Annotated in this window: 18 protein-coding genes; 8 read left to right on the top strand and 10 right to left on the bottom strand. The window is 73.5% G+C overall.

Annotated features, from left to right (window positions below):
• Positions 1–25: 25 nt before the first annotated feature.
• Positions 26–928, bottom strand: a complete 903-nt coding sequence (locus tag AB5J51_RS33295; RefSeq protein ID WP_030296766.1) for an acyl-CoA thioesterase II — start codon at positions 926–928, stop codon at positions 26–28.
• A gap of 106 nt (positions 929–1,034) precedes the next feature.
• Entirely contained in the window at positions 1,035–3,557 is a 2,523-nt protein-coding gene (locus AB5J51_RS33300) for an RNA helicase (protein ID WP_136222322.1), read from the bottom strand.
• A 145-nt stretch (positions 3,558–3,702) separates the two neighbouring features.
• Here AB5J51_RS33300 and AB5J51_RS33305 point away from each other — a divergent pair, with 145 nt between their 5' ends.
• Positions 3,703–4,494, top strand: a complete 792-nt coding sequence (locus AB5J51_RS33305; protein WP_053790774.1) for a metal-dependent hydrolase — start codon at positions 3,703–3,705, stop codon at positions 4,492–4,494.
• A 79-nt stretch (positions 4,495–4,573) separates the two neighbouring features.
• Here AB5J51_RS33305 and AB5J51_RS33310 read toward each other — a convergent pair whose 3' ends face one another.
• The 4 genes from AB5J51_RS33310 to AB5J51_RS33325 all read right to left on the bottom strand — a co-directional run bounded on the left by AB5J51_RS33310 (position 4,574) and on the right by AB5J51_RS33325 (position 11,813).
• Positions 4,574–6,355 (bottom strand): ABC transporter ATP-binding protein, encoded by a 1,782-nt coding sequence (locus AB5J51_RS33310; RefSeq protein WP_369779317.1) that lies wholly within the window; start codon positions 6,353–6,355, stop codon positions 4,574–4,576.
• Positions 6,352–8,190 carry an ABC transporter ATP-binding protein gene (locus AB5J51_RS33315; RefSeq protein ID WP_369779318.1) on the bottom strand — a complete coding sequence of 613 codons (1,839 nt, stop codon included), beginning with the start codon at positions 8,188–8,190 and terminating at the stop codon, positions 6,352–6,354. The genes AB5J51_RS33310 and AB5J51_RS33315 overlap by 4 nt, the downstream gene beginning before the upstream one ends.
• Positions 8,191–8,334: 144 nt before the next feature.
• Positions 8,335–11,283 carry an FAD-binding and (Fe-S)-binding domain-containing protein gene (locus tag AB5J51_RS33320; protein WP_369779319.1) on the bottom strand — a complete coding sequence of 983 codons (2,949 nt, stop codon included), beginning with the start codon at positions 11,281–11,283 and terminating at the stop codon, positions 8,335–8,337.
• Between the two features lie 68 nt (positions 11,284–11,351).
• Entirely contained in the window at positions 11,352–11,813 is a 462-nt protein-coding gene (locus tag AB5J51_RS33325) for a MarR family winged helix-turn-helix transcriptional regulator (protein ID WP_133898765.1), read from the bottom strand.
• An 86-nt stretch (positions 11,814–11,899) separates the two neighbouring features.
• Between AB5J51_RS33325 and AB5J51_RS33330 the strand changes: the two genes are divergently transcribed.
• Positions 11,900–13,843, top strand: a complete 1,944-nt coding sequence (locus AB5J51_RS33330) for an ABC transporter ATP-binding protein (protein ID WP_240805115.1) — start codon at positions 11,900–11,902, stop codon at positions 13,841–13,843.
• Between the two features lie 63 nt (positions 13,844–13,906).
• The gene (mltG, locus tag AB5J51_RS33335; RefSeq protein ID WP_136222314.1) at positions 13,907–14,803 is read left to right on the top strand and encodes an endolytic transglycosylase MltG; all 897 of its coding nucleotides are present in this window, start codon (positions 13,907–13,909) and stop codon (positions 14,801–14,803) included.
• Here mltG and AB5J51_RS33340 read toward each other — a convergent pair.
• The 3 genes from AB5J51_RS33340 to AB5J51_RS33350 are packed head-to-tail and all read right to left on the bottom strand — an operon-like array spanning position 14,800 to position 17,173.
• Entirely contained in the window at positions 14,800–15,900 is a 1,101-nt protein-coding gene (locus AB5J51_RS33340; RefSeq protein WP_369780351.1) for an FAD-dependent oxidoreductase, read from the bottom strand. The two genes, mltG and AB5J51_RS33340, sit on opposite strands and share 4 nt — an antisense overlap.
• Positions 15,901–15,954: 54 nt before the next feature.
• A complete protein-coding gene (locus AB5J51_RS33345; protein ID WP_369779320.1) occupies positions 15,955–16,647 on the bottom strand; it encodes an HAD family hydrolase in 693 nt (230 codons plus the stop codon).
• A 46-nt stretch (positions 16,648–16,693) separates the two neighbouring features.
• On the bottom strand, positions 16,694–17,173 hold the full coding sequence (locus AB5J51_RS33350) for an Lrp/AsnC family transcriptional regulator (RefSeq protein WP_030296745.1): 480 nt from the start codon (positions 17,171–17,173) through the stop codon (positions 16,694–16,696).
• Between the two features lie 110 nt (positions 17,174–17,283).
• Between AB5J51_RS33350 and AB5J51_RS33355 the strand changes: the two genes are divergently transcribed.
• Genes AB5J51_RS33355 through AB5J51_RS33365 form a run of 3 tightly spaced genes read left to right on the top strand, consistent with a single transcriptional unit; the run spans position 17,284 to position 21,324 of the window.
• Entirely contained in the window at positions 17,284–18,888 is a 1,605-nt protein-coding gene (locus AB5J51_RS33355; RefSeq protein ID WP_369779321.1) for an SDR family oxidoreductase, read from the top strand.
• Positions 18,885–20,294 (top strand): deoxyribodipyrimidine photo-lyase, encoded by a 1,410-nt coding sequence (locus tag AB5J51_RS33360; RefSeq protein ID WP_369779322.1) that lies wholly within the window; start codon positions 18,885–18,887, stop codon positions 20,292–20,294. The genes AB5J51_RS33355 and AB5J51_RS33360 overlap by 4 nt, the downstream gene beginning before the upstream one ends.
• A 4-nt stretch (positions 20,295–20,298) precedes the next feature.
• On the top strand, positions 20,299–21,324 hold the full coding sequence (locus tag AB5J51_RS33365) for a MerR family transcriptional regulator (protein ID WP_369779323.1): 1,026 nt from the start codon (positions 20,299–20,301) through the stop codon (positions 21,322–21,324).
• Here AB5J51_RS33365 and AB5J51_RS33370 read toward each other — a convergent pair.
• On the bottom strand, positions 21,251–21,820 hold the full coding sequence (locus tag AB5J51_RS33370) for an RNA polymerase sigma factor (protein WP_369779324.1): 570 nt from the start codon (positions 21,818–21,820) through the stop codon (positions 21,251–21,253). The two genes, AB5J51_RS33365 and AB5J51_RS33370, sit on opposite strands and share 74 nt — an antisense overlap.
• Before the next feature lie 265 nt (positions 21,821–22,085).
• Between AB5J51_RS33370 and AB5J51_RS33375 the strand changes: the two genes are divergently transcribed.
• Both AB5J51_RS33375 and AB5J51_RS33380 read left to right on the top strand, forming a co-directional pair.
• Entirely contained in the window at positions 22,086–22,679 is a 594-nt protein-coding gene (locus AB5J51_RS33375; RefSeq protein ID WP_136222305.1) for a histidine phosphatase family protein, read from the top strand.
• Positions 22,680–22,726: 47 nt separating this feature from the next.
• On the top strand, positions 22,727–24,919 hold the full coding sequence (locus AB5J51_RS33380; protein WP_369779325.1) for an FUSC family protein: 2,193 nt from the start codon (positions 22,727–22,729) through the stop codon (positions 24,917–24,919).
• Positions 24,920–24,963 lie beyond the last annotated feature (44 nt).

Here is a 24,963-nt window from a genome sequence, read left to right on the forward strand (position 1 = left end):
GGGCGGGCTGCCGGAAGGGGGCGGACTACTGCGGGGACACGGGCGGCTTGGCCGCGTTCTCGGCGTACGGGCGGAAGAGGCCTTCCTGGACCACGGAGACCAGCAGCCTGCCCTCCAGGTCGTAGATACGGCCACGGGCCAGGCCCCGGCCGCCGTGGGCGATCGGCGACTCCTGGTCGTACAGGAACCACTCGTCCGCGCGGAACGGGCGGTGGAACCACATGGCGTGGTCCAGCGACGCCATATCGAAGCCGCGCATGCCCCACAGGGGTTCCACGGGGATGCGCACGGCGTCGAGGAGGGTCATGTCACTGGCGTAGGTGAGGGCGCAGGTGTGCACCAGCGGGTCGTCGCCCAGCGGGCCGACCGCGCGCATCCACACCGCGCTGCGCGGATCGGCGTCCTTGAGCTCCTCGGGAGTCCAGCGGAGCCGGTCCGTGTACCGGATGTCGAACGGCTGGCGGCGGGCCATCCGTTCCAGTGCCTCGGGCAGCGCGCCCAAGTGCTCGCGGATCTCGTCCGCGACCTTCGGGAGCGTGTCCGGGTGGGGGAAGTCGAGTCGGGGAGGCAGCTGGTGCTCGATGCTGCCCTGCTCCGGATGATGGAAGGAGGCGGTGAGATTGAAGATCGTCTTGCCCTGCTGGACCGCGGTGACGCGGCGCGTGGTGAAGGACCGCCCGTCGCGCACCCGCTCCACCTGGTACACGATCGGCACGCCCGGGATGCCTGGGCGCAGGAAGTACGCGTGCAGTGAGTGGACCGGGCGGTCGCTCTCGGTGGTGCGGCCGGCGGCCACCAGCGCCTGGCCGGCGACCTGCCCGCCGAAGACCCGCTGGAGGGACTCCTGGGGGCTGGCGCCGCGGAAGATGTTGACCTCGATCTGCTCCAGATCGAGCAGATCGACCAGTCTCTCGGCCGGGTTCGTCATCAGAGGTTCTCCACTGTCGGGTCCGGGCGGCGCCGGCGGGAAACCGGGGCCGGCGGGGCCGGTCGCTTGCGGGTGGGGGTCCACCCGGACGGAGTCCGGGGGAAGGTCAGAGCGCGCCGAGCTCACCGACCGAGGTCAGCCGGATGATCGCACGGCCTTCCTCGTCGGAGGCCGCGAGGTCGACCTCGGCGCTGATGCCCCAGCCATGGTCCCCGTTCGGGTCCGCGAAGGTCTGGCGGACGCGCCACAGGCCGTGCGCCGGGTCCTCCTCGATCTGGAGCAGCTTCGGGCCGCGGGCGTCGGGACCGGTGCCCAGGTCGTCGTACTCGTCCCAGTACGCGTCCATGGCCTCGCCCCAGGCCTCCGCGTCCCAGCCGGCCTCGCCGTCCAGCTCACCCAGCTGGTCGACGTGGTCCAGCGCGGCGAGCTCCACGCGGCGGAACATGGCGTTGCGGACCAGGACGCGGAAGGCGCGCGCGTTCGCGGTGACCGGCTTGACCTGGTCGGCCTTCTCCTGGGCCTGCTCCGCCGTCTCCACCTCCGGGTTCGCCAGCTGCTCCCACTCGTCGAGCAGGCTGGAGTCGACCTGGCGGACGAGCTCGCCCAGCCAGGCGATGAGGTCCTGGAGGTCCTCGGACTTGAGGTCGTCGGGGATGGTGTGGTCCAGCGCCTTGTACGCGCTCGCCAGGTAGCGCAGCACGATGCCCTCGGTGCGGGCGAGTTCGTAGAAGGAGGTGAACTCGGTGAAGGTCATCGCGCGCTCGTACATGTCGCGGATGATCGACTTCGGGGAGACCGGGTGGTCGCCGACCCACGGGTGGCTCTTGCGGTACACATCGTAGGCGTGGAAGAGGAGCTCTTCGAGCGGCTTGGGATAGGTGACGTCCTGGAGACGCTCCATCCGCTCCTCGTACTCGATCCCGTCGGCCTTCATCGCGCCCACGGCGATGCCGCGTTCCTTGTTCTGCTGGGCGGCGAGGATCTGGCGCGGGTCGTCCAGCGTGGACTCGACGACGGAGACCATGTCCAGCGCGTAGGAGGGGGACTCGGGGTCCAGCAGGTCGAACGAGGCCAGGGCGAAGGTGGACAGCGGCTGGTTGAGCGCGAAGTCCTGCTGGAGGTCGACGGTGAGGCGGATGGTACGGCCCTCCGCATCCGGGGTGTCGAGCTTCTCGACCACGCCGCCGTCCAGCAGCGAGCGGTAGATCGCGATGGCCCGGCGGATGTGCCGCAGCTGGGCCTTGCGCGGTTCGTGGTTGTCCTCGAGGAGGTGGCGCATCGCCTGGAAGGCATCGCCCGGACGGGCGATGACCGACAGCAGCATGATGTTGGTGACCTTGAAGCGCGAGGTGAGCGGCTCCGGGTCGGCGGCGATGAGCTTCTCGAAGGTCGTGTCCGACCAGGCGACGAAGCCCTCGGGAGCCTTCTTGCGCACCACCTTGCGGCGCTTCTTCGGGTCGTCGCCCGCCTTCGCGAGGGCCTTCTCGTTCTCGATGACGTGCTCGGGCGCCTGGGCGACCACATAGCCCGCAGTGTCGAAGCCGGCCCGGCCCGCGCGCCCGGCGATCTGGTGGAACTCGCGGGCGCGCAGGGTGCGGACCCGGTTGCCGTCGTACTTGGTGAGCGCGGTGAACAGCACCGTGCGGATGGGGACGTTGACGCCGACGCCGAGGGTGTCGGTACCGCAGATCACCTTCAGCAGGCCGGCCTGGGCCAGCTTCTCGACCAGGCGCCGGTACTTGGGCAGCATGCCGGCGTGGTGGACGCCGATGCCGTGCCGGACGTAGCGGGAGAGGTTCTGCCCGAACTTGGTGGTGAAGCGGAAGTTGCCGATCAGGTCGGCGATCTTGTCCTTCTCCTCGCGGGTGCACATGTTGATGCTCATCAGCGACTGCGCCCGCTCGACAGCCTGGGCCTGCGTGAAGTGCACGATGTACACCGGGGCCTGCCGGGTCTCCAGCAGCTCGGTGATCGTGTCGGTGATCGGGGTGGTGACGTACTCGTACGACAGCGGGACGGGCCGGCTCGCGGAGCGGACCACGGACGTCGGCCGGCCGGTGCGCCGGGTCAGGTCCTCCTCGAACCGCTTCACGTCACCGAGCGTCGCCGACATCAGGATGAACTGCGCCTGCGGGAGCTCCAGCAGCGGGATCTGCCAGGCCCATCCGCGGTCCGGCTCTGCATAGAAGTGGAACTCGTCCATGACGACCTGGCCGATGTCGGCGTACTTGCCGTCGCGCAGGGCGATGGAGGCCAGCACCTCGGCGGTGCAGCAGATCACCGGGGCGTCCGCGTTCACGGAGGCGTCGCCGGTCAGCATGCCGACGTTCTCGGTGCCGAAGAGCTTGCACAGGTCGAAGAACTTCTCCGACACCAGCGCCTTGATCGGGGCGGTGTAGAAGGTCACCTTGTCCTGGGCGAGGGCGGTGAAGTGCGCTCCGGCCGCGACGAGGCTCTTGCCCGAGCCGGTCGGGGTGGACAAGATCACGTTCGCCCCGGAGACGACCTCGATCAGCGCCTCCTCCTGCGCCGGGTACAGGGTGATGCCCTGATCCTCCGCCCACGAGGAGAAAGCCTCGAAGAGGGCGTCGGGGTCGGCGTTCGGCGGGAGCTGATCAATGAGGGTCACACCCCCCATCTTGCCTGGCTTCCTGCCGGAAGAGGGAACCGGCCGATACGGCGAAGATCACCGCCGGTACGCTGTGCCGTTGACCGGGCCCGAACGAAACCGTCAACAGGGCCCGACCACCACACGACTGGGGCGGGAAACGACCATGATGGGTCCGGCGCACTCACTGTCCGGGGCGGCAGCCTGGCTGGGGGTGGGAGCGGCCGCCGCGGCCGCCGGGCACCCGATGCCCTGGCCTGTTCTCGTCGTGGGGGCGCTCATCTGCGCCGGCGCGGCCCTCGCCCCCGACCTGGACCACAAGTCGGCGACGATCTCGCGCGCCTTCGGCCCGCTGTCCCGGGGCCTGTGCGAGGTGGTCGACAAGATCTCCTACGCCGTCTACAAGGCGACCCGCGCCCCGAAGGACGCCCGCCGCACCGGCGGGCACCGCACCCTGACGCACACCTGGCTCTGGGCCGTCCTGATCGGCGCCGGATCCTCCGCGCTGGCGGCCACCGCCGACCGCTGGGGCGTGCTCGTCCTGCTGTTCGTCCACCTGGTCCTGGCCGTCGAGGGCTTGCTGTGGCGGGCCGCGCGGATGTCCAGCGACGTACTCGTCTGGCTGCTGGGCGCCACCAGCGCCTGGATCCTGGCCGGCGTCCTAGACCAGCCCGGCAACGGCGCCGGATGGTTGTTCACCGGCCCCGGCCAGGAATACCTCTGGCTCGGCCTGCCGATCCTGCTCGGCGCCCTGGTCCACGACATCGGCGACGCCCTGACCGTCTCCGGCTGCCCCATCCTGTGGCCCCTCCCGATCGCCGGGAAGCGCTGGTACCCCATCGGCCCGCCCAAGGGGATGCGCTTCCGGGCCGGCAGCTGGGTGGAGCTCAAGGTCCTCATGCCCGTGTTCATGCTGCTCGGCGGCATAGGGGGAGCCTCCGCCCTCGGCTTCATCTAGAGGATGTCGGCAAGGGCCCCGCATGCCCCGCGCAGCAGCGGGGGATGCGGGGCCTCGTACGACAGGCCGTGCGGGCCGGTCAGCCGTGCCAGGAGCGCCACAGGGCCGCGTAGGCGCCGTCCGCCGCGACCAGCTCGTCGTGCGAGCCCAGTTCGCTGATCCGGCCGCCCTCGACCACCGCGATCACATCCGCGTCGTGCGCCGTGTGCAGCCGGTGGGCGATGGCGATGACCGTACGGCCGTCCAGCACCCGGGCCAGCGAACGCTCCAGATGCCGGGCGGCCCTCGGGTCGAGCAGTGAGGTGGCCTCGTCCAGGACCAGCGTGTGCGGGTCCGCCAGCACCAGCCGGGCCAGCGCGATCTGCTGCGCCTGCGCCGGGGTCAGCGCCGCACCGCCCGAACCCACCTCCGTGTCCAGACCGGTCTCCAGCGCCCTGGCCCAGTCGTCCGCGTCCACCGCGTCCAGCGCCGCCCACAGCTCGGCATCGGCCGCCCCGGTGCGCGCCAGCCGGAGGTTGTCCCGCAGCGAGCCCACGAACACGTGGTGCTCCTGGTTGACCAGCGCCACCTGCTCGCGCACGCGCTCCGCGGGCATCCGCGACAGCTGCGCCCCGCCGAGGGTCACCTCGCCGGTCCTCGGCGCGTAGATGCCCGCCAGCAGCCGGCCCAGCGTGGACTTGCCCGCCCCCGAAGGGCCGACCAGCGCCATCCGGGTGCCCGGCGGCACGGACATGGACACGTCGTGGAGTACGTCCACGCCCTCCCGGTAGCCGAAGCGCACCCCGTCGGCCCGGACGTCCCGCCCCGCCGGCGAGACGGCCGCGTCGCCCGCGTCCGGCTCGATCTCCCGTACGCCCACCAGGCGGGCGAGGGAGACCTGGGCGACCTGCAGTTCGTCGTACCAGCGCAGGATCAGGCCGATCGGGTCGACCATCATCTGGGCCAGCAGCGCGCCCGTGGTCAGCTGCCCCACCGACATCCAGCCCTGCAGCACGCAGTAGCCGCCGATCATCAGCACGGAGCCGAGGATCGTTACGAAGGTGACGTTGATGACGGGGAAGAGGACCGTCCGCAGGAACAGCGTGTACCGCTCCCACGCCGTCCACTCCTTGATCCGCCGCTCCGACAGCGCGATCCGGGCCGGCCCGAGGCGGTGTGCCTCGACCGTGCGGCCCGCGTCCACCGTCTCGGTGAGCGCGGCCGCGACCGCCGCGTACCCGGCCGCCTCCGACCGGTACGCCGAGGGCGCCCGCTTGAAGTACCAGCGGCAGCCGGTCACCAGCACCGGCAGCGCCACCAGCGCGGCCAGGGCCAGCGGCGGCGCGGTCACCGTGAGCGCCCCGAAGAGCAGCCCCACCCAGACCACGCCGATCGCCAGCTGCGGCACGGCCTCGCGCATCGCGTTGGCCAGCCGGTCGATGTCGGTGGTGATCCGCGACAGCAGGTCACCGGTGCCGGCCCGCTCCAGCACGCCCGGCGGCAGGCCCACTGACCGCACCAGGAAGTCCTCGCGCAGATCGGCCAGCATCTCCTCGCCGAGCATCGCGCCGCGCAGCCGGACCAGCCGGACGAAGAACGTCTGGACCACGAGGGCCAGCGCGAACAGCAGGGCCACGCGCCCCAGATGGAGCTCGCGCGCCCCCGCCGCCAGCTGGTCCACGACCCGGCCCAGCAGGTACGGGCCGACCATGGAGGCGATCACCGCGACCGCGTTGACCGTCACCAGCACCAGGAAGGCCCGCCGGTGCCGCCGGAACAGGCCGCGCACATAGCCCCGTACGGTCGCCGTCGTGCCCACCGGCAGGGTGGCGGCCGATTCGGGGGCCGCCGGATCGTATTGCGGCGGCGCCAGGCCGATCATGCGGATTCCTCGATCTCTGTGAGTGCTTCTTCCAGCCGGGTCAGTTCCATCCGGGCCACCTGCTGCTCCTCGTCCGTCTCGCGGGTGACGACAGCCCGGTAGAGCGGTTCGCCGTGCAGCAGTTCGCGGTGCGTACCGGTCGCCGCGACCGCGCCCTCGTGGATCAGGACCACCCGGTCGGCGCGGTCCAGGAGCAGCGGAGAGGAGGCCAGTACCACCGTCGTGCGCCCGGCGCGCAGGGCGGCGATACCGTCCGCGATCCGCGCCTCGGTGTGCGAGTCGACTGCCGAGGTCGGCTCGTCCAGGACCAGCACCTCCGGGTCGGTGGCCAGGGACCGCGCCAGCGCGAGCCGCTGGCGCTGCCCGCCGGACAGGGACCGGCCGCGCTCGGTGATCCGCGCGTCCATCGGGTCGTCCACCCCGTCCGGCGCCGACTGCAGCAGGGCGTCCAGGACGTCCCCGCACTGGGCGGCGGCCAGCGCCGCCCCGGGCTCGACCGCTCCGGACGCCGGTACGGCGAACAGCTCGCGCAGGGTTCCGGACAGCAGCACCGGGTCCTTGTCCTGTACGAGGACCAGCGTGCGCGCGGTGTCCAGCGCGAGCTCGTCCAGCGCGACCCCGCCCAGCAGCACCGAGCCCCGGTCGGCGGCCGGCCCGTCGTCCGCCGGATGGCCGCCGAGGCGCTCGGCCAGGCGGCCCGCCAGGTCCGGGTCCCCGCACACCACGGCGGTGAACCGGCCCGCCGGGACCAGCAGACCGGTCGCGGGGTCGTACAGGTCCCCGCCCGCGGCCGGAGCCTGCGCAGTCCCGGCGTCCGCAGCCGCTGGCTCCGGGGCGTCCGTACGCGTCAGAGAGAGCACCCGGGCGGCCCGCTGGGCCGAGGGCCGGGAGAAGGAGTACGCCATGGCGATCTCCTCGAAGTGCCGCAGCGGGTAGAGCATCGTCGCCACCGCACTGAAGGCGGCCACGAGTTCGCCGACCGCCAGCCGGCCGTCCAGTACGAGCGCGGAGCCGTACCAGACCACGGTGATCAGCAGCGCGCCCGGCAGCAGCACCTGGATCGCGGAGATCAGCGCCCACATCCGGGCGCTGCGCACGGCCGCCTTGCGGACCTCCTGCGAGGCCTCGCGGTAGCGGCCGAGGAACAGCTCCTCGCCGCCGATGCCGCGCAGCACCCGCAGGCCCGCCACGGTGTCGGAGGCCAGTTCGGTCGCCTTCCCGGCCTTCTCCCGCTGGATGTCGGCGCGTTGGGTGGCGCGCGGCAGCAGCGGCAGCACGGACAGGGCGAGCACCGGGACGCCGATCGCGACGACCACGCCGATCGACGGTGCGTAGAACAGCAGCCCGACGCAGATGGCGATGACGGAGAAGGCGGCGGCGAGGAAGCGGGAGACCGCCTCGACGAACCAGCCGATCTTCTCCACGTCGCCCGTGGAGACGGCGACGACTTCGCCCGCCGCGACGCGCCGGGTCAGGGCGGAGCCCAGCTCGGCCGTCTTGCGGGCGAGCAGCTGCTGCACGCGCGCGGCGGCGGTGATCCAGTTGGTGACGGCGGTCCGGTGGAGCATCGCGTCGCCGACCGAGATGGCGACGCCGATCAGCACCAGCAGCGCGCCGACCAGCAGCAGCCCGGCGCCGTCGCGCCGTACGACCGCGTCGACGCCCAGGCCCACCGCGTACGGCAGCCCGGCGATGCCGCAGAAGTGCACGAGGCCCCAGCACAGGCTCTTGGCCTGCCCCCCGAGTTGGCCTCGCCCCAGCCACACCAGGAAGCGCGGGCCGGAGCGAGCATCGGGTACCCCGGGGTCCGGATACGGAAGATCGCTGATCTGCATGACGCCTCATGACGGTCGAGGGGTTCAAACCGTGCAAGGTTCGCCTTCCGGACCGGTTCCGGGCAATCGATTTAGCGTTGGCCAAGGCCTTACGCGGCAGGTCGTGCGGCACCCGTGCCGCCCGCCCGGCCGAGTGTCGCCCCGTCAAGGACGGGTGGCCCGCTCCAGTTCCAGCAACGCCGAGCAGTAGCTGCGGCCGGTGGCCCGGTCCATGCCCACCTCGCACATCCGGCTCGCCGACAGATGTGCGTCGTACGCGCGCGAGGTCACCTCCGCCGCCTCGCGCTCCGTCGCCGAGGCCGTCAGCTCCGGGTGCAGCATGCCCCGGTCGCCCGCGAAGGCACAGCAGCCCGCATCGTCCGGTACCACCACCTCCGTCGCGCACGCCTCGGCGACCGCCCGCAGCTGCGCCTCGTCGCCCAAGTGCCGCATCGAACAGGTCGGGTGGAGCACGGCCGAGCCCACCGTGCGCCGGATCTCCAGATGCGGGAGCAGCTCGTCCGCCGCCCACACGACCGAGTCGACGACCGTCAGCTCCGCGTGCAGCGCCCGGTTGTCGTCCGTCAGGAACGGGACCACCTCGTGCGCGATGCCCAGCGTGCACGAGGAGGCGTCGACCACCAGCGGCAGCCGGCCGCCGGCGGTCCAGCCCCAGGCGGCCTCCACGATCCGGTTGGCCATCACCCGGTTCCCGGCTTCGTAGCCCTTGGAGTGCCAGATCGTCGCGCAGCAGGTGCCCGCGACGTCGCCCGGGATCCACACCGGCTTCCCGGCCCGCTCCGACACCGCCACCAAGGCCTCGGGCAGGGAGGGGCTCGGCCGGCCCTCCGGGCCGCCGAAGATCCGGTTCACGCAGGCGGGGTAGTACACGGCCGCAGCGCCCACCCGCCGGGTTCCGGGCAGCTTCCGTGCCGCCGCGCCGGGGATCTGCGGCAGCCACTGCGGAACCAGGTCGGGGCGTACGGCCTTGCGCGCGGCCCCGGTCACCGCCTCCAGCAGCCGGTTCCCGACCCCGTCGGCCAGCCGGTCGACCAGCTTGTCGGCGGCGGCAACGGCCAGCCGGGCGGCGCCCTCCACGGCCTTGAACCGCGTCGCGGCGAGTGCGGCGGCGCGCTCCTCGCGCGGGCTGTGCCGCCGGTGGCGGAAGTCCCGCATCAGGGCGCCCGTGTCGATGCCGACGGGGCAGGCCAGCTTGCAGGTGGAGTCGCCTGCGCAGCTGTCCACGGCGTCGTAGCCGTAGACCTCGAGCAGCCCGTCCAGCACGCGGGAGCCCGGCTGCTGGCGCATCATCTCCCGGCGCAGCACGATCCGTTGGCGGGGCGTGGTCGTCAGGTCCTCGCTGGGGCAGGTCGGTTCGCAGAAACCGCACTCGATGCACGGGTCGGCCACCGCCTCCACCTGCGGAATCGTCTTCAGCCCGCGCAGATGGGCCGTCGGGTCGCGGTCCAGGAGGATGCGCGGGGCCAGCAGTCCGTCCGGATCGACGACCCGCTTGGTCCGCCACATCAGCTCGGTGGCCCGGGACCCCCACTCCAGTTCCAGGAAGGGGGCCATGTTGCGGCCGGTGGAGTGCTCGGCCTTCAGCGAGCCGTCGAACCGCTCCACCGTCAGCCGGCAGAACGCCTCCATGAAGGCCCCGTACCGCTCGACGTCGGCGGGCTTCGCGGCGTCGAACGCGAGCAGGAAGTGCAGGTTGCCGTGGGCCGCGTGGCCGGCGACGGCCGCGTCGAAACCGTGCTCCGCCTGGAGCGCGAGGAGCGCCTCGCAGGCCTCGGCCAGCCGGGAGGGCGGCACCGCGAAGTCCTCGGTGATCAGGGTGGTGCCGGGCGCTCGGGCCCCGCCGACCGCCGTGACGAAGGCCTTGCGGGCCTTCCAGTACCCGTTGATCGTCTTCGCGTCACGGGTGAACGCATTGGTGACCGAGGCCACGGGAGCGACCAGGTCCAGCCCGGCGAGCACCCCGGCGGCGCGGCGCTCGTACTCCGCACGCCCCGCCTCGTCCGGAGCGCGGAACTCGACCAGCAGGGCGGTGGTGTCCTTCGGCAGGCCGGACCAGTCGGCAGGGACGCCTTCGACGCTGACCGAGGCGCGCAGCGTGTTGCCGTCCATCACCTCGACCGCGAGGGCGCCCGCCTCGTTGAACAGCGGTACGGCGGCGGCCGCCGCGGGCAGCGAGGGGAAGAACAGCAGGGCGCTGGTGAGCTCGCGGTCCAGCGCCACGGTGTCGAAGACGACCTCGGCGATGAAGCCGAGCGTGCCCTCCGAGCCGACCATCAGCCCGCGCAGGATCTCGACGGGCGTGGTCCCGTCCAGGTACGCGTCGAGGCGGTAGCCGGTGGTGTTCTTGATCTCGTACTTGGCCCGGATCCGGGCGACGAGCTCCGGATCGGCCTCGATCTCCTGCTTGATCTCCATCAGCCCTCGGCACAGCGCCGGCTCCGCGCGCGCCAGCTCCTCGTCGGCCAGCGCATCGGCCGTGTCCACGACGGTGCCGCCGGGCAGTACGAAGGTGAGGGAGGAGAGCGTGCGGTACGAGTTCCGCGTGGTGCCCGCCGTCATGCCGGACGCGTTGTTGGCGACGACTCCGCCGAGCGTGCAGGCGACGGCGCTCGCCGGGTCCGGGCCGAGGACGCGGCCGTGCCGGGCGAGCGCGACGTTGGCCCGCGCCACGGTGGTGCCGGGCCGGATCCGGGCCCGGCGGCCGTCCTGCAGCACCTCGATGCCGGCCCAGTGGCGGCGTACGTCGACCAGGATGTCCTCGCCCTGGGCCTGCCCGTTCAGCGAGGTCCCGGCGGCGCGGAAGACGATCTCGCGCCCGCGGCCGTGGGCGTACGAGAGGACCGCGGAGACGTCGTCGATGTCCTCGGCGATCACCACCACCTGCGGTACGAACCGGTACGGCGAGGCGTCGGAGGCGTAGCGGACCAGGTCGGAGACCTTCCACAGCACCTTCCCGGCGCCCAGCAGCTCCGTCAGCTCGGTGCGCAGCGGCTCCGGGGTGCCGGCGGCCAGGTGCTCCGGGACCCGGTCCGGGGCGGGGCCGCTGATGCTGCGCGGGCGCAGGGCCCCGGGCCTCGGTTCCAGCAGCGGCATGCGCGACCCCTTGCCTACTCGTTCGGCCTAGTCCCGGGGACCCGTTCCCGGGCTCGGGGGCGGCCTTCTCAGCAGCTGCGCTCCATCGGGGCGTCCGTGAGAGCGTTCAGCAGGCCGCCGAGCACCTCGCGCTGCCCGGCGGTCAACGGAGCCAGGATCTCCTCTGCCGCGTCGGTTCGCGCGTTGCGCAGCCGGCGCAGCGTGGCGCGGCCCGTGTCGGTGAGCTCGATCCTTATGACGCGCCGGTTCGCCGGGTCGGGCGCGCGGCGCACGCATTCGGCGGCCTCCAGGCCGTCCACCAGCGTGGTCACGGCGCGGGGCACGACTTCCAGGCGGGCGGCGAGGTCCGCCATCCGGGGCGGCTCGGCGCCGTCGTAGTGCGAGACGAGGCGCAGCAGCCGGCTCTGGGCGGGGGTGATGCCGAGCGGCTCCAGGTGGCGCTTCTGGATCCGGTGCAGCCGGCGGGTCAGCCGCAGCAGCTGTTCGGCGAGGACGCCGTCTGTGCTGTCGGTTTCGGAAGCGGTGCTCATACTGGGAAACAGTACCAGGACCAGATTCATTGTGAGTATAGGTAACAATGAGCTATGCTCATGCGAGTCTCGTCAGAAGGAGGCCCATGCGCCCCGAAGAACCGAAGTGGACCCCATCGAAAGAAGCCCTCGACCCCAACCGCCCCGCCCCCGCGGAGCAGCCGCGTGAGCTGCGCCGGATCGTGGGCCTGTTCCGCCCCTACCGCGGCCGCCTCGCCGTCGTGGGGCTGCTCGTCTGCGCCTCCTCGCTGGTCGCAGTGGCCTCGCCGTTCCTGCTGAAGGAGATCCTGGACGTCGCCATCCCCGAGGGGCGTACCGGGCTGCTCAGCCTGCTCGCGCTCGGCATGATCCTCACCGCAGTCGTCACCAGCGTGTTCGGCGTGCTCCAGACGCTGATCTCCACCACCGTCGGCCAGCGCGTCATGCACGACCTGCGGACCGCCGTGTACGCCCAGCTCCAGCGGATGCCGCTGGCCTTCTTCACCCGGACCCGGACCGGCGAGGTGCAGTCCCGCATAGCCAACGACATCGGCGGCATGCAGGCCACCGTCACCTCCACCGCGACCTCGCTCGTCTCCAACCTGACGGCCGTGATCGCCTCCGTCGTCGCGATGCTCGCGCTCGACTGGCGGCTCACCCTCGTCTCGCTGCTCCTGCTGCCGGTGTTCGTGTGGATCAGCCGGCGGGTCGGCCGCGAGCGCAAGAGGATCACGCTCCAGCGGCAGAAGCAGATGGCCGCAATGGCCGCCACGGTCACCGAGTCCCTGTCGGTGAGCGGCATTCTGCTCGGCCGCACGATGGGCCGCGCCGACTCGCTGACCCGGTCCTTCTCCGACGAGTCCGAGAAGCTCGTCGGCCTCGAGGTGCGCTCCAGCATGGCCGGGCGCTGGCGGATGTCCACCATCGGCATCGTCATGGCCGCCATGCCTGCCCTCATCTACTGGGCCGCCGGCATAGCCCTGCAGTCGGGCGCCCCCTCGCTCTCCGTCGGCACCCTCGTCGCCTTCGTCACGCTCCAGCAGGGCCTGTTCCGGCCCGCCGTGAGCCTGCTGTCCACCGGTGTGCAGATCCAGACCTCGCTCGCCCTCTTCGCGCGGATCTTCGAATACCTCGACCTGCCGGTGGACATCACCGAGCGCGCGGACGCGGTGCGCCTGGACCGGGCCCGGGGCGAGGTCCGTCTGGAGGACGTGCACTTCGCGTACGACGCCAAGCACGGGCCCACGCTGACGGGGATCGACATCACCGTCCCGGCCGGCGGCTCGCTCGCCGTGGTCGGGCCGACCGGCTCCGGCAAGAGCACCCTGAGCTACCTCGTGCCCCGGCTCTACGACGTGACCGGCGGCCGGGTCGCCCTGGACGGGGTGGACGTACGCGACCTCGACTTCGACTCGCTGGCCCGCTCCATCGGCGTGGTCTCCCAGGAGACGTACCTCTTCCACGCCTCGGTCGCCGACAACCTGCGCTTCGCCAAGCCGGACGCCACCGACGAGGAGATCGCCGAGGCGGCCCGCGCGGCCCAGATCCACGACCACATCGAGTCCCTGCCGGACGGGTACGACACCCTGGTCGGCGAGCGCGGCTACCGCTTCTCCGGAGGCGAGAAGCAGCGCCTCGCCATCGCCCGCACCATCCTGCGCGATCCCCCGGTACTGATCCTCGACGAGGCCACCAGTGCTCTCGACACCCGCACCGAGCATGCCGTGCAGCGGGCCATCGACAACCTGTCCCAGGGGCGCACCACGATCACGATCGCCCACCGGCTCTCCACCGTCCGCGACGCCGACCAGATCGTCGTCCTGGACAAGGGCCGTATCGCCGAGCGCGGTACGCACGAGGAGCTGCTGGAAGCGGACGGCCGGTACGCGGCCCTGGTCCGCCGCGACCGGGAAGCCGCGCTCACCCCGGAGACGGCAGCGGCCCGAGTGGTCCGGGAAGCGCCGGCTGCCAAGGCTGCCAAGGCGGCCACGGTGGGGGAGTCGGCAGGGTCGGCCGAGGGGGCCGCGCAGCCCGCACCGGTAAACGTGTGATCGTATGACGTATGTGCGGGCGTGATGCCCGACATGTGACGCTTCGCGCGTTAGCGTGCCCGCATGCGTCATGAGTACCAGCCGCCACGGCGTCGATCTCGGCTCACCCGCCGGGGCCGTCTGGCGCTCCTCCTCGGCATGCTGCTCGCCCTCGGTGCGGCCGCCCTCATTCCGCTGCTGCGGAGCGGGGAAGCCCCCGAGAAGCCACGCCAGTTGACCATTCCCGAGGGCTGGCGGGCACCCCAGGTGTACGCCGCGATCGACCGCGAGCTGAAGCTCCCGGCAGGCTCCGCCAAGGCGGCGGTCGCCACGGCCGGACTGGCCCTGCCCGCAGAGGCGAAGGGCAATCCGGAGGGCTTCCTGTTCCCGGCGACGTACCCGGTGACCTCGAAGTCCACGCCGGCCACCCTGCTCGCGTACATGGTGCAGACGGCCCATCGGAAGCTCGCGACCACAGCCGTCGCCGACGGCGCCAAGGCGCACGGGATGACCCCGTATCAGACGGCCACCCTCGCCAGCATCATCGAGGCGGAAGCCGAAACCCGCGCCGACCAGGGCAAGGTCGCCCGGGTGGTGCACAACCGGCTGGCACGGTCCATGCCGCTCCAGATGGACTCCACCATCAACTACGCGCTGGGCCGCAGCACGGTGGACACCACCCTGAGCGAGACCCGGATCGACAGCCCCTTCAACACCTACGAGCGCCAAGGGCTCCCGCCGACGCCGATCGACAGCCCGGGCCTGGAGGCCATGACAGCGGCCGTCGCGCCGACACCCGGCGACTGGCTGTTCTTCGTCACCGTCAAACCGGGGGACACCCGCTTCTCGGCGACGTACGAGGAGCACAAGAAGCACGTCGCGGAGTTCAACCGGATCCGGGCCGCAGCCGGCGCCGGTGCCGGCAGCACCGAGGGCGCCGGGCGGGCCCAGGCGGGCTCCCGCGCCGACCAGGCCGACTAGACGGAGCCGACGGCGACCGGTTCGCGGGCGCCTTCGGTGCCGTCGGCGCCCCGGGCCAGCAGGCGGCGGATCTCACGGACCGCGGCGCCGCCGGCGCGGTTGGCGCCGATCGTCGATGCCGACGGGCCGTAGCCGACCAGGTGGATCCGCTCGTCGCGGACCGCGCGGGTGCCCTCGACCCGGATGCCGCCGCCGGGCTCGCGCAGGTGCAAAGGCGCCAGGTGGTCGATGGCGGCCCGGAACCCGGTGGCCCACAGGATCACATCTGCCTCCACGTGCCGCCCGTCCGCCCAGGCGACGCCCGTCGCCGTGATCCGCTCGAACACGGGCCGCCGGTCCAGCACCCCCGAGGCCAGCCCGGCCCGGACGGCCTCGTTCAGCGGGAGTCCCGTCACGCTGACCACGCTCTGCGGGGGCAGCCCCTGGCGTACCCGCTCGTCGACCATGGCCACCGCGGCCCGTCCCTCGGCCTCGCCGAAGCTCCCGTCGCGGAACACCGGGGGCCGCCGGGTCACCCAGGTGGTCTCCGCCGCGACCTCGGCGATCTCCAGCAGGTGCTGCACCGCCGAGGTGCCGCCGCCCACCACGACCACCCGGGCCCCGGCGAACTCCTGCGGCCCCGGGTAGTCCGCGGTGTGCAGCTGGCGGCCCCGGAACGTCTCCTGGCCCGGGTAGCGAGGCCAGAAGGGGCGGTCCCAGGTTCCCGTCGCGTTGATCAGGGCCCGCGCCGACCAGGTCCCGGCCGAGGACTCCACGCGCAGCTGCCCGTCGGCGCCGTCCCGTACGGCCGTGACGTCCACGGGCCGCCGCACGCGCAGCCCGAACCGGTCCTCGTACGCGCCGAAGTACTCCGCGATCACGGCCGAGGACGGCCGCAGCGGGTCGGCGTCCGTGAGCTCCATGCCGGGCAGGGCGTGCATCCCGTGCACCTTGCCGTACGTCAGCGAGGGCCAGCGGAACTGCCAGGCGCCGCCGGGCCGCGGTGCATGGTCCAGCACCACGTGGTCGATCCCGGCCCGCGCCAGGTGGTACGCGCTGGACAGCCCTGCCTGCCCGGCACCCACGACCACCACGTCGACGTCCGCCGCACCCCGCATGATTTCGTTCACGGTTCTACCAACTCACGGGTGCGGAGGCATCTTCCCTGCCGGTCAGGACACCCCCCAGGCCGCGGGCCGGCGGGACGAGAGCCAGGTGTAGGCCGTGTCCGCGAGGAACTCCGCCTGACCGGAGCGGAAGAGCAGGCCGGCCGTCGCGAAGGCCGGGTCGTCGGCCGTGGCGGTCACGTACGGGATGGCCACGCAGTCCATGCCGGCCGCGTGGGCCGCCTGGGCGCCGGGCGCCGCGTCCTCGAGGACCACGCAGTCGGCCGGGTCCGCGCCGAGGCGGCGGGCCGCCTCGAGGAACGCGTCGGGGGCGGGCTTTCCGTGCGCCACCTCCTCGGCGGAGACCGCGGTGCTCAGCAGCGCGTCCAGGCCCGTCCCGGCCAGCACGGCGTCGATCGCCTCGCGCGAGGACCCGGAGGCCACCGCCATCGGGACGCCCTCCGCGGACAGCCGCTCCACGAACTTCCGCATCTCGGGGAAGACCTCGGTCCCGGTCCGGGCCAGCTCCAGATAAGCGGCGTTCTGTTCGGCCAGCAGCTGTTCCACCGGGGCCTGGATCCCGTACCGGTCCCTGAGGATCTCCAGCGTCTCCAGGGTGCCGATGCCGATGAAGCGGGAGTGCTGCTCCCAGGTGAAATCGGGGACGCCGTGCCGGGCCAGGGTGCGCCGCCCGGACTCGTAGTAGTTCGGCTCGCTGTCCACGAGGGTGCCGTCGAGATCGAATATGACGGAAATCATCCGCTCTGCCCGTCCTGCCGGTCGTGTACCTGCCCCGGCCATCCTGTCAGGGTTTGCGCGCCGCCCGTCCCACGGACTCCACCAGCGGCAGCAGCCGGTGCGCCACGCGCTCGCGCAGCGCCACCTCCGTACGGGTGCGGACCACGCCCGGGAGCCGGATCAGCCGCTGGATCACGTCCTCCAGGTGCGCGTTGTCCCGGGCCGCCACCCGGGTCAGCAGGTCCCCGCCGCCGGTGATCGAAAAGGCCTCGATGATCTCGGGTACGGCGGCCAGCGCTTCGCCGACCTCGTCCAGGTGCCCCTGCGTGACCTCGATGTGCACGAAGGCCAGCACGGGATGCCCGAGCGCCGCGGGGGAGAGCACGGGACCGGTCCCGGTGATCACCCCGGTGCGCTCCAGCCGGTCCAGCCGGGCCTGCAGGGTGCCGCGCGCGACCCCGAGGAGCCGGGCGTACTCGCGGACGCTGGTGCGCGGCTGCTCGATCAGCAGGCGCAGGATCCGGGTGTCGAGCTCGTCCACTGCCATGCCGCGACTGTACCAATGGCCCAGTGCAGTGCCCTTCCGGCCGACCGGTGCATCCGCAGGCAGCGGTCCGCCGGAATCCCGTACGGGCACACGTCGAGGAGGAGACAGCGATGACGACCACCACCGGTCTGCACTGCCTGGTCACCGGTGCCACCGGCTACATCGGCGGCCGCCTGGTGCCCGAGCTGCTCGATGCCGGGCACCGCGTCCGGTGCCTGGCCCGCTCCCCCGAGAAGCTGCGCGACCACCCCTGGGCCGGGCGCACGGAGGTCGTCCGCGGCGATGCCACCGACGCCGGATCCGTCGCGGCGGCCCTGCGCGGCATCGACGTCGCCTATTACCTCGTCCACGCCCTCGGCGCCGGATCCGGATTCGAGGACCGAGACCGCGCCGCCGCCCGCGTCTTCGCCGAACAGGCCCGCGCGGCCGGCGTCCGCCGCATCGTCTACCTGGGCGGGCTCACCCCCGCCGGGATCCCGGTCCGCGAGCTGTCCCCGCACCTGCGCTCCCGCGCCGAGGTCGGCGAGATCCTCCTCGCCTCCGGCGTGCCGGTCACCGTCCTGCGCGCCGCCGTCATCATCGGCTCCGGCTCGGCCTCCTTCGAAATGCTGCGCTACCTGACCGAACGGCTGCCGGTCATGGTCACGCCCAGCTGGGTCGGCACCCGCGTCCAGCCCGTCGCCGTCCGCGACGTCCTGCGCTACCTCGTCGGCAGCGCCGAGATGCCGCCCGAGGTGAACCGCGCCTTCGACATCGGCGGCCCCGACGTGGTCACGTACGAGGAGATGATGCGCCGCTACGCCGCCGTGGCGCAGCTGCCGCCGCGGTTCATCCTGCGCGTCCCGATGCTGACGCCGAGGCTGTCCAGCCAGTGGATCGGCCTGGTCACCCCCGTCCCGCCCGCACTGGCCCGGCCGCTCGCCGAATCCCTGCGCCACGAGGTGGTGTGCGCCGAACACGACATCGCGCGGTACGTCCCCGATCCGCCCGGCGCCCCGATCGGCCTCGACCAGGCCGTGTCCCTGGCCCTCCAGCGCGTGCGCGAGGCGAACGTGACCACCCGCTGGTCCTCCGCGGGGGTGCCGGGCGCCCCCAGCGACCCCCTGCCCACCGATCCCGACTGGGCGGGCGGCAGCCTCTACACCGACGAGCGCGAGCGCGCGGTCGATGCCTCGCCCGCCGCGCTGTGGCGGGTGATGGAGGGCATCGGAGGGGAGAACGGCTGGTACTCCTTCCCGCCGGCCTGGGCGGTACGGGGCTGGCTGGACCGGCTCGTCGGCGGGGTCGGGATCCGGCGCGGCCGCCGTGACGCGGCCCGGCTGCGCGTGGGGGACTCCCTGGACTTCTGGCGGGTGGAGGAGATCGAACCGGGCCGCCTGCTGCGCCTGCGCGCCGAAATGCGGTTGCCGGGCCTCGCCTGGCTGGAGCTCCGCGCGGACCCGCCGGCTGCGGAACCGGGAGCCGACGCCGTGCCGGGGCGGGGGGCCACGTACCGGCAGCGGGCGCTGTTCCATCCCCACGGGCTGCTCGGACACCTCTACTGGTGGAGCGTGTCGCCCTTCCACGCCCTCGTGTTCGGCGGCATGGCCCGCAACATCACCCGCACCGCGCGCCGCCTGGACGACGAGGCCGCCGCATCCGGCGGAGCCCCGACGGGCGAAGGAAAGGACGACGAACGTCCCCCCGGCCCCGATGCGGAGCGAGCGAACCCATGAACGTCGCGGTGGTCCTGTACACCTCCGACCTGCGCCTGCACGACCATCCGCCGCTGCGCGCGGCCCTCTCCTCCTGCGACCGGGTGGTGCCGCTCTTCGTCCGCGACCGGGCCGTCGACGCGGCCGGCTTCGCCGCGCCCAACCGGCTCGCCTTCCTCGCCGACTGCCTGGCCGGCCTCGACGCCGGACTGCGCGAGCGCGGCGGCCGCCTGGTGCTGCGTTCCGGCGACGCGGTCGCCGAGGTGTGCGCCCTCGTCCACGAGTGCGACGCCGACGAGGTCCACATGGCCGCAGGGGTCAGCGGGTACGCCCAGGCCCGCGAGGAACGGCTGCGCGCCGCCCTCGAAGCCGAGGGCGTACGGCTCTACGTGCACGAGGCGGTCATCACGGCCGTCGCCCCCGGGGCCGTGCTCCCCGCCGGCTCGGACCACTTCGCCGTCTTCACCCCGTACTTCCGCCGCTGGAGCGACCTGCCGCCCCGCGCCGTCGCCCCCGCCCCGCGCTCCGTCCGGGTGCCCGACGGCATCGGCTCCGACCCGCTGCCCCGGCGCGGGGCCGTCACCGGCGTCTCCCCGGGCCTTGCCCGTGGGGGCGAGCGCGAGGCCCGCGACCTCCTCAGGCGCTGGCTGCGCGCGGGGCTCTCCCGCTACGCGGACGCCCACGACGACCTGGCCGGCGACGCCACCTCCCGGCTCTCCCCGCACCTCCACTTCGGCACCCTCTCGCCCACCGAGGCCGTCCACCGGGCCCGCGCCGGCGCCGGTGGCCCCGGCGCCGAGGCCTTCGTCCGGCAGATCTGCTGGCGCGACTTCCACCACCAGGTGCTCGCGGCCCGCCCCGAGACCGCCGTACGGGACTACCGCGACCGCCGGGACCACTGGCGCACCGGGGCGGCCGCCGAGGAGGAGACCGAGGCCTGGAAGGAGGGCCGCACCGGCTACCCGGTGGTCGACGCGGCCATGCGCCAGCTGCGCCACGAGGGCTGGATGCACAACCGGGGCCGGCTGCTCACCGCCAGCTTCCTCACCAAGACCCTGTACGTGGACTGGCGGATCGGGGCCCGGTACTTCCTGGACCTCCTCGTGGACGGGGACCTCGCCGACAACCAGCTCAACTGGCAGTGGGTGGCCGGTACGGGCACCGACACCCGGCCCAACCGGGTCCTCAACCCCGTCCGCCAGGGGATGCGTTACGACCCGGCCGGCCGCTACGTGCACCGCTGGGTGCCGGAGCTCGCCGGGCTGGACGCCCCGCAGGTGCACGAACCCTGGCGGCTGCCCGCCCCCGAGCGGGCCCGGTACGCCTACCCCGACCGGATCGTGGAACTCGCCGACGGGCTCGACCGGTTCCGGCGCGGACGCGGAGCCGCAGGAGCGCCCGACGCCGGCCCCGGAGCCCTATCGTGAGCGGGTGGACCGCGTGCCCAGGACACCACCGCAGCCCCAGCCCCGGCCCCGGCCCGCCGCCGCGCTGAGCACCGGCGCGGTCGCCCGCCGCCTCGGGGTCTCGCCGACCACGCTGCGCTCCTGGGAGCGCCGCTACGCGATCGGCCCGGCCCGCCGCGACGCCGGCCGGCACCGCCGCTGGACCCCGCGGGACATCGCCCGGCTGGAGCTGATGTGCCGGCTCACCGCTGACGGGGTCCCGCCGGCCGAGGCGGCCCGGGCAGCCCTCGGCGGCGGCGACGAGCTCCCTGCCGAGTCGGCGGCACCCGCGCCGACCCCCGGCGGGACGGGCGCCCTTCCGCTCGGGGCGGTCCGCCCGGAGTGCCGGGGGCTCGCCCGGGCCGCCGTACGCCTGGACGCGCCGACCGTCGCGGAACTGCTGGAGGCGGCCCTGGCCGAGCACGGGCCGGTCACCGCATGGGAGGAGGTCATCGCGCCGACCCTGCACGCCGTGGGCCGCAAATGGGCCACCGCCGGGGAGCGTTACGTCGAGGTCGAACACCTGCTGTCCTGGCAGGTCTCCGCGGCGCTGCACCGGATCCGGCCCGCGCCCGAGCCGCCCCGGACCCCGCCCGTACTCCTTGCCTGCGTGCCCGGCGAGCAGCACAGCCTGCCCATCGAGGCCCTCACCGCGGTCCTCGGCCAACGGGGTCTGCCCGCCCGGATGTTCGGGGCCGCCCTGCCCGCCGACGCCCTGCACGACGCCGTGCGGCGCACCGGCCCGCGGGCCGTCGTGCTGTGGGCGCAGTCCCGTACGACCGCCGACCCGGCCCTGGCCCGGTCGGTGGCCGGTATCGAGTGGGGCCTGCGGGGTGCCCGCAGCAGCCCGGCGCTGTTGCTCGCCGGACCCGGCTGGGGCACGCAAGCGCCGGCCCCGCGCACGGAGAGGCTGTACGGGCTGCGCTCGGGCCTCGCGGTCATCGAGTCGCTCGCGCCGCCGCGGGCAGCGACCGGCGCAGCTGGTGCAGGGCCCTTCGCATATGGCTCTTGACGGTGCCCAGCGGCAGCCCGGTGCGGTCCGCGATCTGCGTCTGGGTCAGGTCCGCGTAGAAAGCGAGGCGCAGTACCCGCTGCTGTTCGAACGGCAGCCTGGCCAGCTCTCCGAGGACCAGGACCCGGTCCAGGACCTGCTCCGACTCCTGCTGCGGCAGGCTTCCGGGACGGTCGGCCCGACCGGGGGCGGCGCCTGCGGCGGCCGCGGCCGCCCGGGCCCGCCGGGTCCGCGCCTCCAGCGCGTCGGCCACCTTGTGCCGGGTGATGCCGGTGATCCAGGCGCCGAGCCCGCCCGGTCCGGGCCGGTAGCGGCGCCGGCCGTGCCAGGCGGCGAGGAACACCTGCTGGGTGACGTCCTCGGCCTCCCGCTCGTCGCCCAGGCAGCGGTGCGCGAGCGAGTGGACCAGAGGCCGCCAGCGCCGGTAGACCGCCTCCATGCAGTGCTCGTCGCCCGCTGCGAAGCCCGCTGCGATGCACTCCTCGCTTCCGTCCATGGCCCGAGCCTCGCCACCACGCCCCGCGCGGACCACTCGCAGCGTTTTCGCATCGATTTGGGCGACCGTCGTCCCGTACCCGAGCGCGCTGTCCTGCCCCAGGATCAGCCCCGTCTCGATCGCCGGGCCGATCACCAACCAGCGCCGCCCGAGGCCTCCGAAGCCGCTGCCGCGACGGGTGCGCGCTCACGTCCATGAGGCCCGACAGTGACATGCCGCCCGGATACCCCGGCGCCGACATGCCGGAGGGCTTATGGTCCGGAGAATGAGCGACCTGCTGCTGGTGAGGCACGGCGAGACGGAATGGAGCGCCACGGGGCGGCACACCGGGCGGACCGACGTGCCCCTGACCGCCGCCGGCGTCGAGGAGGCCATCTCGCTGGCCCCCTACTTCCGCGACCGGCACTTCGCGTTGGTGCTGACCAGCCCGCTGCGGCGGGCCGTCGCCACGGCCGAACTCGCCGGACTGAGCGACGGCGTCACCGACCCGGACCTGTGCGAATGGGACTACGGCGGCTACGAGGGCGTCACCACGGCCGAGATCGAGCGGACCCGGCCGCACTGGTCCCTGTGGACCGACGGCGTCCCGCCCGGCGACCCGGAACACCCCGGCGAGAGTGCGGCCCAGGTCGGCGCCCGCGCGGACCGCGCCCTGGCCCGGGCGGCCGCGGTCCTCGCCGAGGACCGCGGCGATGCCGTCCTCGTCGCCCACGGCCACTTCCTGCGCGTCCTGACCGCGCGCTACCTGGGGCTGCCCCCGCAGGACGGCAGGCTCTTCCTGCTGCGCACCGGCACGGTCAGCGTCCTGTCCACCGAACACGGCCTCCCGGTGATCGCAGGCTGGAACACCCACCCCTGAGGACCCGTCCCCAGGTCCCGCGGCCGTCCGCGTGGGATTCTGAAACCGTGCGAGCCCTTGGGGAACTCGAACGGGATCTCCGGACGGGCACCGGCCCGGTGCCGGCGGCCGCACGCCGGGCCGTCCGGACCACGATCGCCGCCTGCGGCGGCTTCTACCTGTTCCTGTACGGACTCGACCGGCCCGTCAGCGCCACCTACGCCCTCTTCGGCGCCGTCTCGCTGGCGGGCCTCTCCCGGATCCCGGGCACGGGACGGCAGCGGGCCGCCGTGATGGTCAGGCTGCTTCCGGTGGCCTGTGTCCTGGTGACCCTCGGCACCTTCCTCGCCGTCCGGACCTGGAGCGCCGTCCTCGGCATGGCCGTCATCGGCTTCTGCGTGGCCTTCTCGGCGGCGGCAGGCCCCCGGCCGGCGGGCGCCGCGGCCGGGCTGCAACTGCTGTACATCCTGCCGAGCTTCCCGCCGTACGCCCCGCACACCCTCGACGAGCGGCTCGGCGGCGCCCTCACCGGCCTGCTGCTGCTGATCCTGGCCGAGGCGTGGGTGCTGCCCGACCCGCGGGTGGCGACGTACGCCGAGCGGGCCGCGGGCTCCGTGGCCGAGGCGGCCCGCTGCGCCGCCGCCCTGGAACGGCCGCCCTACGCCCTGACCGATTCCGCTTCCGACCGGGCCCGGACGGCCGCCGAGGCACTGCGGTCCTCCCGGGTCCCGGAGGCGGAACGCCCCGCCGGGCCGGGCCTGCGCGAGCGGGCCCTGGCTCACACCGGGCTGGCCGCGCGCACCCTGCTCTCCCGGCTCCGCAACCTGCCCCCACCGCCGGCCGGACGGGAGCCGAGACAGGCCGGACTCGACCTGCTGGGCGCGGTCCGCACATCGGCGACCGGAACCTCCACACTGCTGCGCGACGGACGGCGGCCCGTCGTGGACTCGACGGAACTGCTCCGCCTGCGCGCCCGGAACTCGCGCACCCCCGCGGACCTGCCCGAGTCCCGCCGCCGGCAGGCCGCTCTCCTGGAGGTCGCAGACGCCGCGGTGGTGCTGCGCACCGCAGCGGAGATCGCCGTGGAGGGGAGGGGAGCGCACCCGCAGGGCGACGCGGCGGACCGGTTCTGGTACGTCCGGCAGAACACCGTGCAGCTGTGGTGGCACCGGATCGCCGCACACACCGGGCCGCGGTCGGTGCACTTCCAGAACGCCGTACGGATCGCGCTGGCCCTCGCGGTGGCCCGTACCGTGGCCGGACTCGACTCCCTTCCGCACGGGTTCTGGGCGATGCTCGCGGTCATCAGCCTCACCCGGACCACTGCCGTGCAGACCCGCGGAACCGTGCGCACCGCGCTGATCGGCACCTGCCTGGGCGCGCTCGCCGCCGGTACGGTGCTCGCCCTGACCGGTGGGGAGACCCTGGTGTACGCGATCGTGCTCCCGCCGCTGATGCTGTTCACGTTCACCATCGGGCCCGTGCGGGGTGTGGGCTGGGCGCAGGCGCTGTTCACACTGGTCGTCGCCGTCGTCTTCGCCCAGCTGTCCGCGGTCACCTGGCAGCTGGCCGAGGTCCGCTTCCTCGACGTGACCATCGGGAGCGCGATCGGGATCGTGTGCGGGATCCTGGCCTGGCCGCGCGGGGCCCACGACGAACTCGGCCGGGCGGTGGCCGGGCTGCTGCGGGCCTGCGCGGACGACGTCGAGTCCACCACCGCCGTCGCCACGGCGCCCCGGGGGCTCGCACAGACCCCGCAGGACGCGGAGCACCGGGTCCGGATCACGCTGGTCATGGCCGAGTCCGCGTACGCCCAGTACCAGAGCGAGACGCAGCGCCCGGCCGGGCCGGGTCCGGACTGGCAGGCCACGGTGATGACCGGGCACCACGTGCTCTGGGGCGCCGGGAGGGTCCTGGGCAGCGTGGACGGGACGCCGCTCGCGCGCAGCGAGGCGGCGCAGCTCGGGGACTACGCCGCCCGCGTGGCGGCCGGACTGCGCCGGGCGGCGGCGGTGGCCGACGCCCCGCACAAGACCCGTGACAAGACCCGTGACAGGACCCCTTCGAGCGGGACCGGCACGCCGGGCGGTCCCGGGGCCGCGGGATCCGGTGTGCCGGCCGCGCCCGGGTCCGCCGAGGCGGCGCCGCCCGACGCGGGGCCCGTGTACTTCGCCACGACGGCCTGGCTCGACTCGCTGACGGCGGACCTGCGGATCATCGAGTCGGGCCGCGCCGCGGCGGCACCCCACGGGGCGGTGTGATCCCGTAGTCCGCCGTTTCCCGGCCGCGCGCCCGGGCAGGAACT

Source organism: Streptomyces sp. R33 (assembly GCF_041200175.1).
Taxonomy (GTDB): domain Bacteria; phylum Actinomycetota; class Actinomycetes; order Streptomycetales; family Streptomycetaceae; genus Streptomyces; species Streptomyces katrae_B.

Coding starts and splice junctions, on each gene's coding strand:
- AB5J51_RS33310 (WP_369779317.1), bottom strand. CDS start 6,355: ATGATCGGCCTGGCGCCGCCGCAATACGATCCGGCGGCCCCCGAATCG.
- AB5J51_RS33370 (WP_369779324.1), bottom strand. CDS start 21,820: ATGGACGGAAGCGAGGAGTGCATCGCAGCGGGCTTCGCAGCGGGCGAC.
- mltG (WP_136222314.1), top strand. CDS start 13,907: ATGCGTCATGAGTACCAGCCGCCACGGCGTCGATCTCGGCTCACCCGC.
- AB5J51_RS33340 (WP_369780351.1), bottom strand. CDS start 15,900: ATGCGGGGTGCGGCGGACGTCGACGTGGTGGTCGTGGGTGCCGGGCAG.
- AB5J51_RS33355 (WP_369779321.1), top strand. CDS start 17,284: ATGACGACCACCACCGGTCTGCACTGCCTGGTCACCGGTGCCACCGGC.
- AB5J51_RS33360 (WP_369779322.1), top strand. CDS start 18,885: ATGAACGTCGCGGTGGTCCTGTACACCTCCGACCTGCGCCTGCACGAC.
- AB5J51_RS33350 (WP_030296745.1), bottom strand. CDS start 17,173: ATGGCAGTGGACGAGCTCGACACCCGGATCCTGCGCCTGCTGATCGAG.
- AB5J51_RS33305 (WP_053790774.1), top strand. CDS start 3,703: ATGATGGGTCCGGCGCACTCACTGTCCGGGGCGGCAGCCTGGCTGGGG.
- AB5J51_RS33320 (WP_369779319.1), bottom strand. CDS start 11,283: ATGCCGCTGCTGGAACCGAGGCCCGGGGCCCTGCGCCCGCGCAGCATC.
- AB5J51_RS33330 (WP_240805115.1), top strand. CDS start 11,900: ATGCGCCCCGAAGAACCGAAGTGGACCCCATCGAAAGAAGCCCTCGAC.
- AB5J51_RS33295 (WP_030296766.1), bottom strand. CDS start 928: ATGACGAACCCGGCCGAGAGACTGGTCGATCTGCTCGATCTGGAGCAG.
- AB5J51_RS33315 (WP_369779318.1), bottom strand. CDS start 8,190: ATGCAGATCAGCGATCTTCCGTATCCGGACCCCGGGGTACCCGATGCT.
- AB5J51_RS33325 (WP_133898765.1), bottom strand. CDS start 11,813: ATGAGCACCGCTTCCGAAACCGACAGCACAGACGGCGTCCTCGCCGAA.
- AB5J51_RS33375 (WP_136222305.1), top strand. CDS start 22,086: ATGAGCGACCTGCTGCTGGTGAGGCACGGCGAGACGGAATGGAGCGCC.
- AB5J51_RS33345 (WP_369779320.1), bottom strand. CDS start 16,647: ATGATTTCCGTCATATTCGATCTCGACGGCACCCTCGTGGACAGCGAG.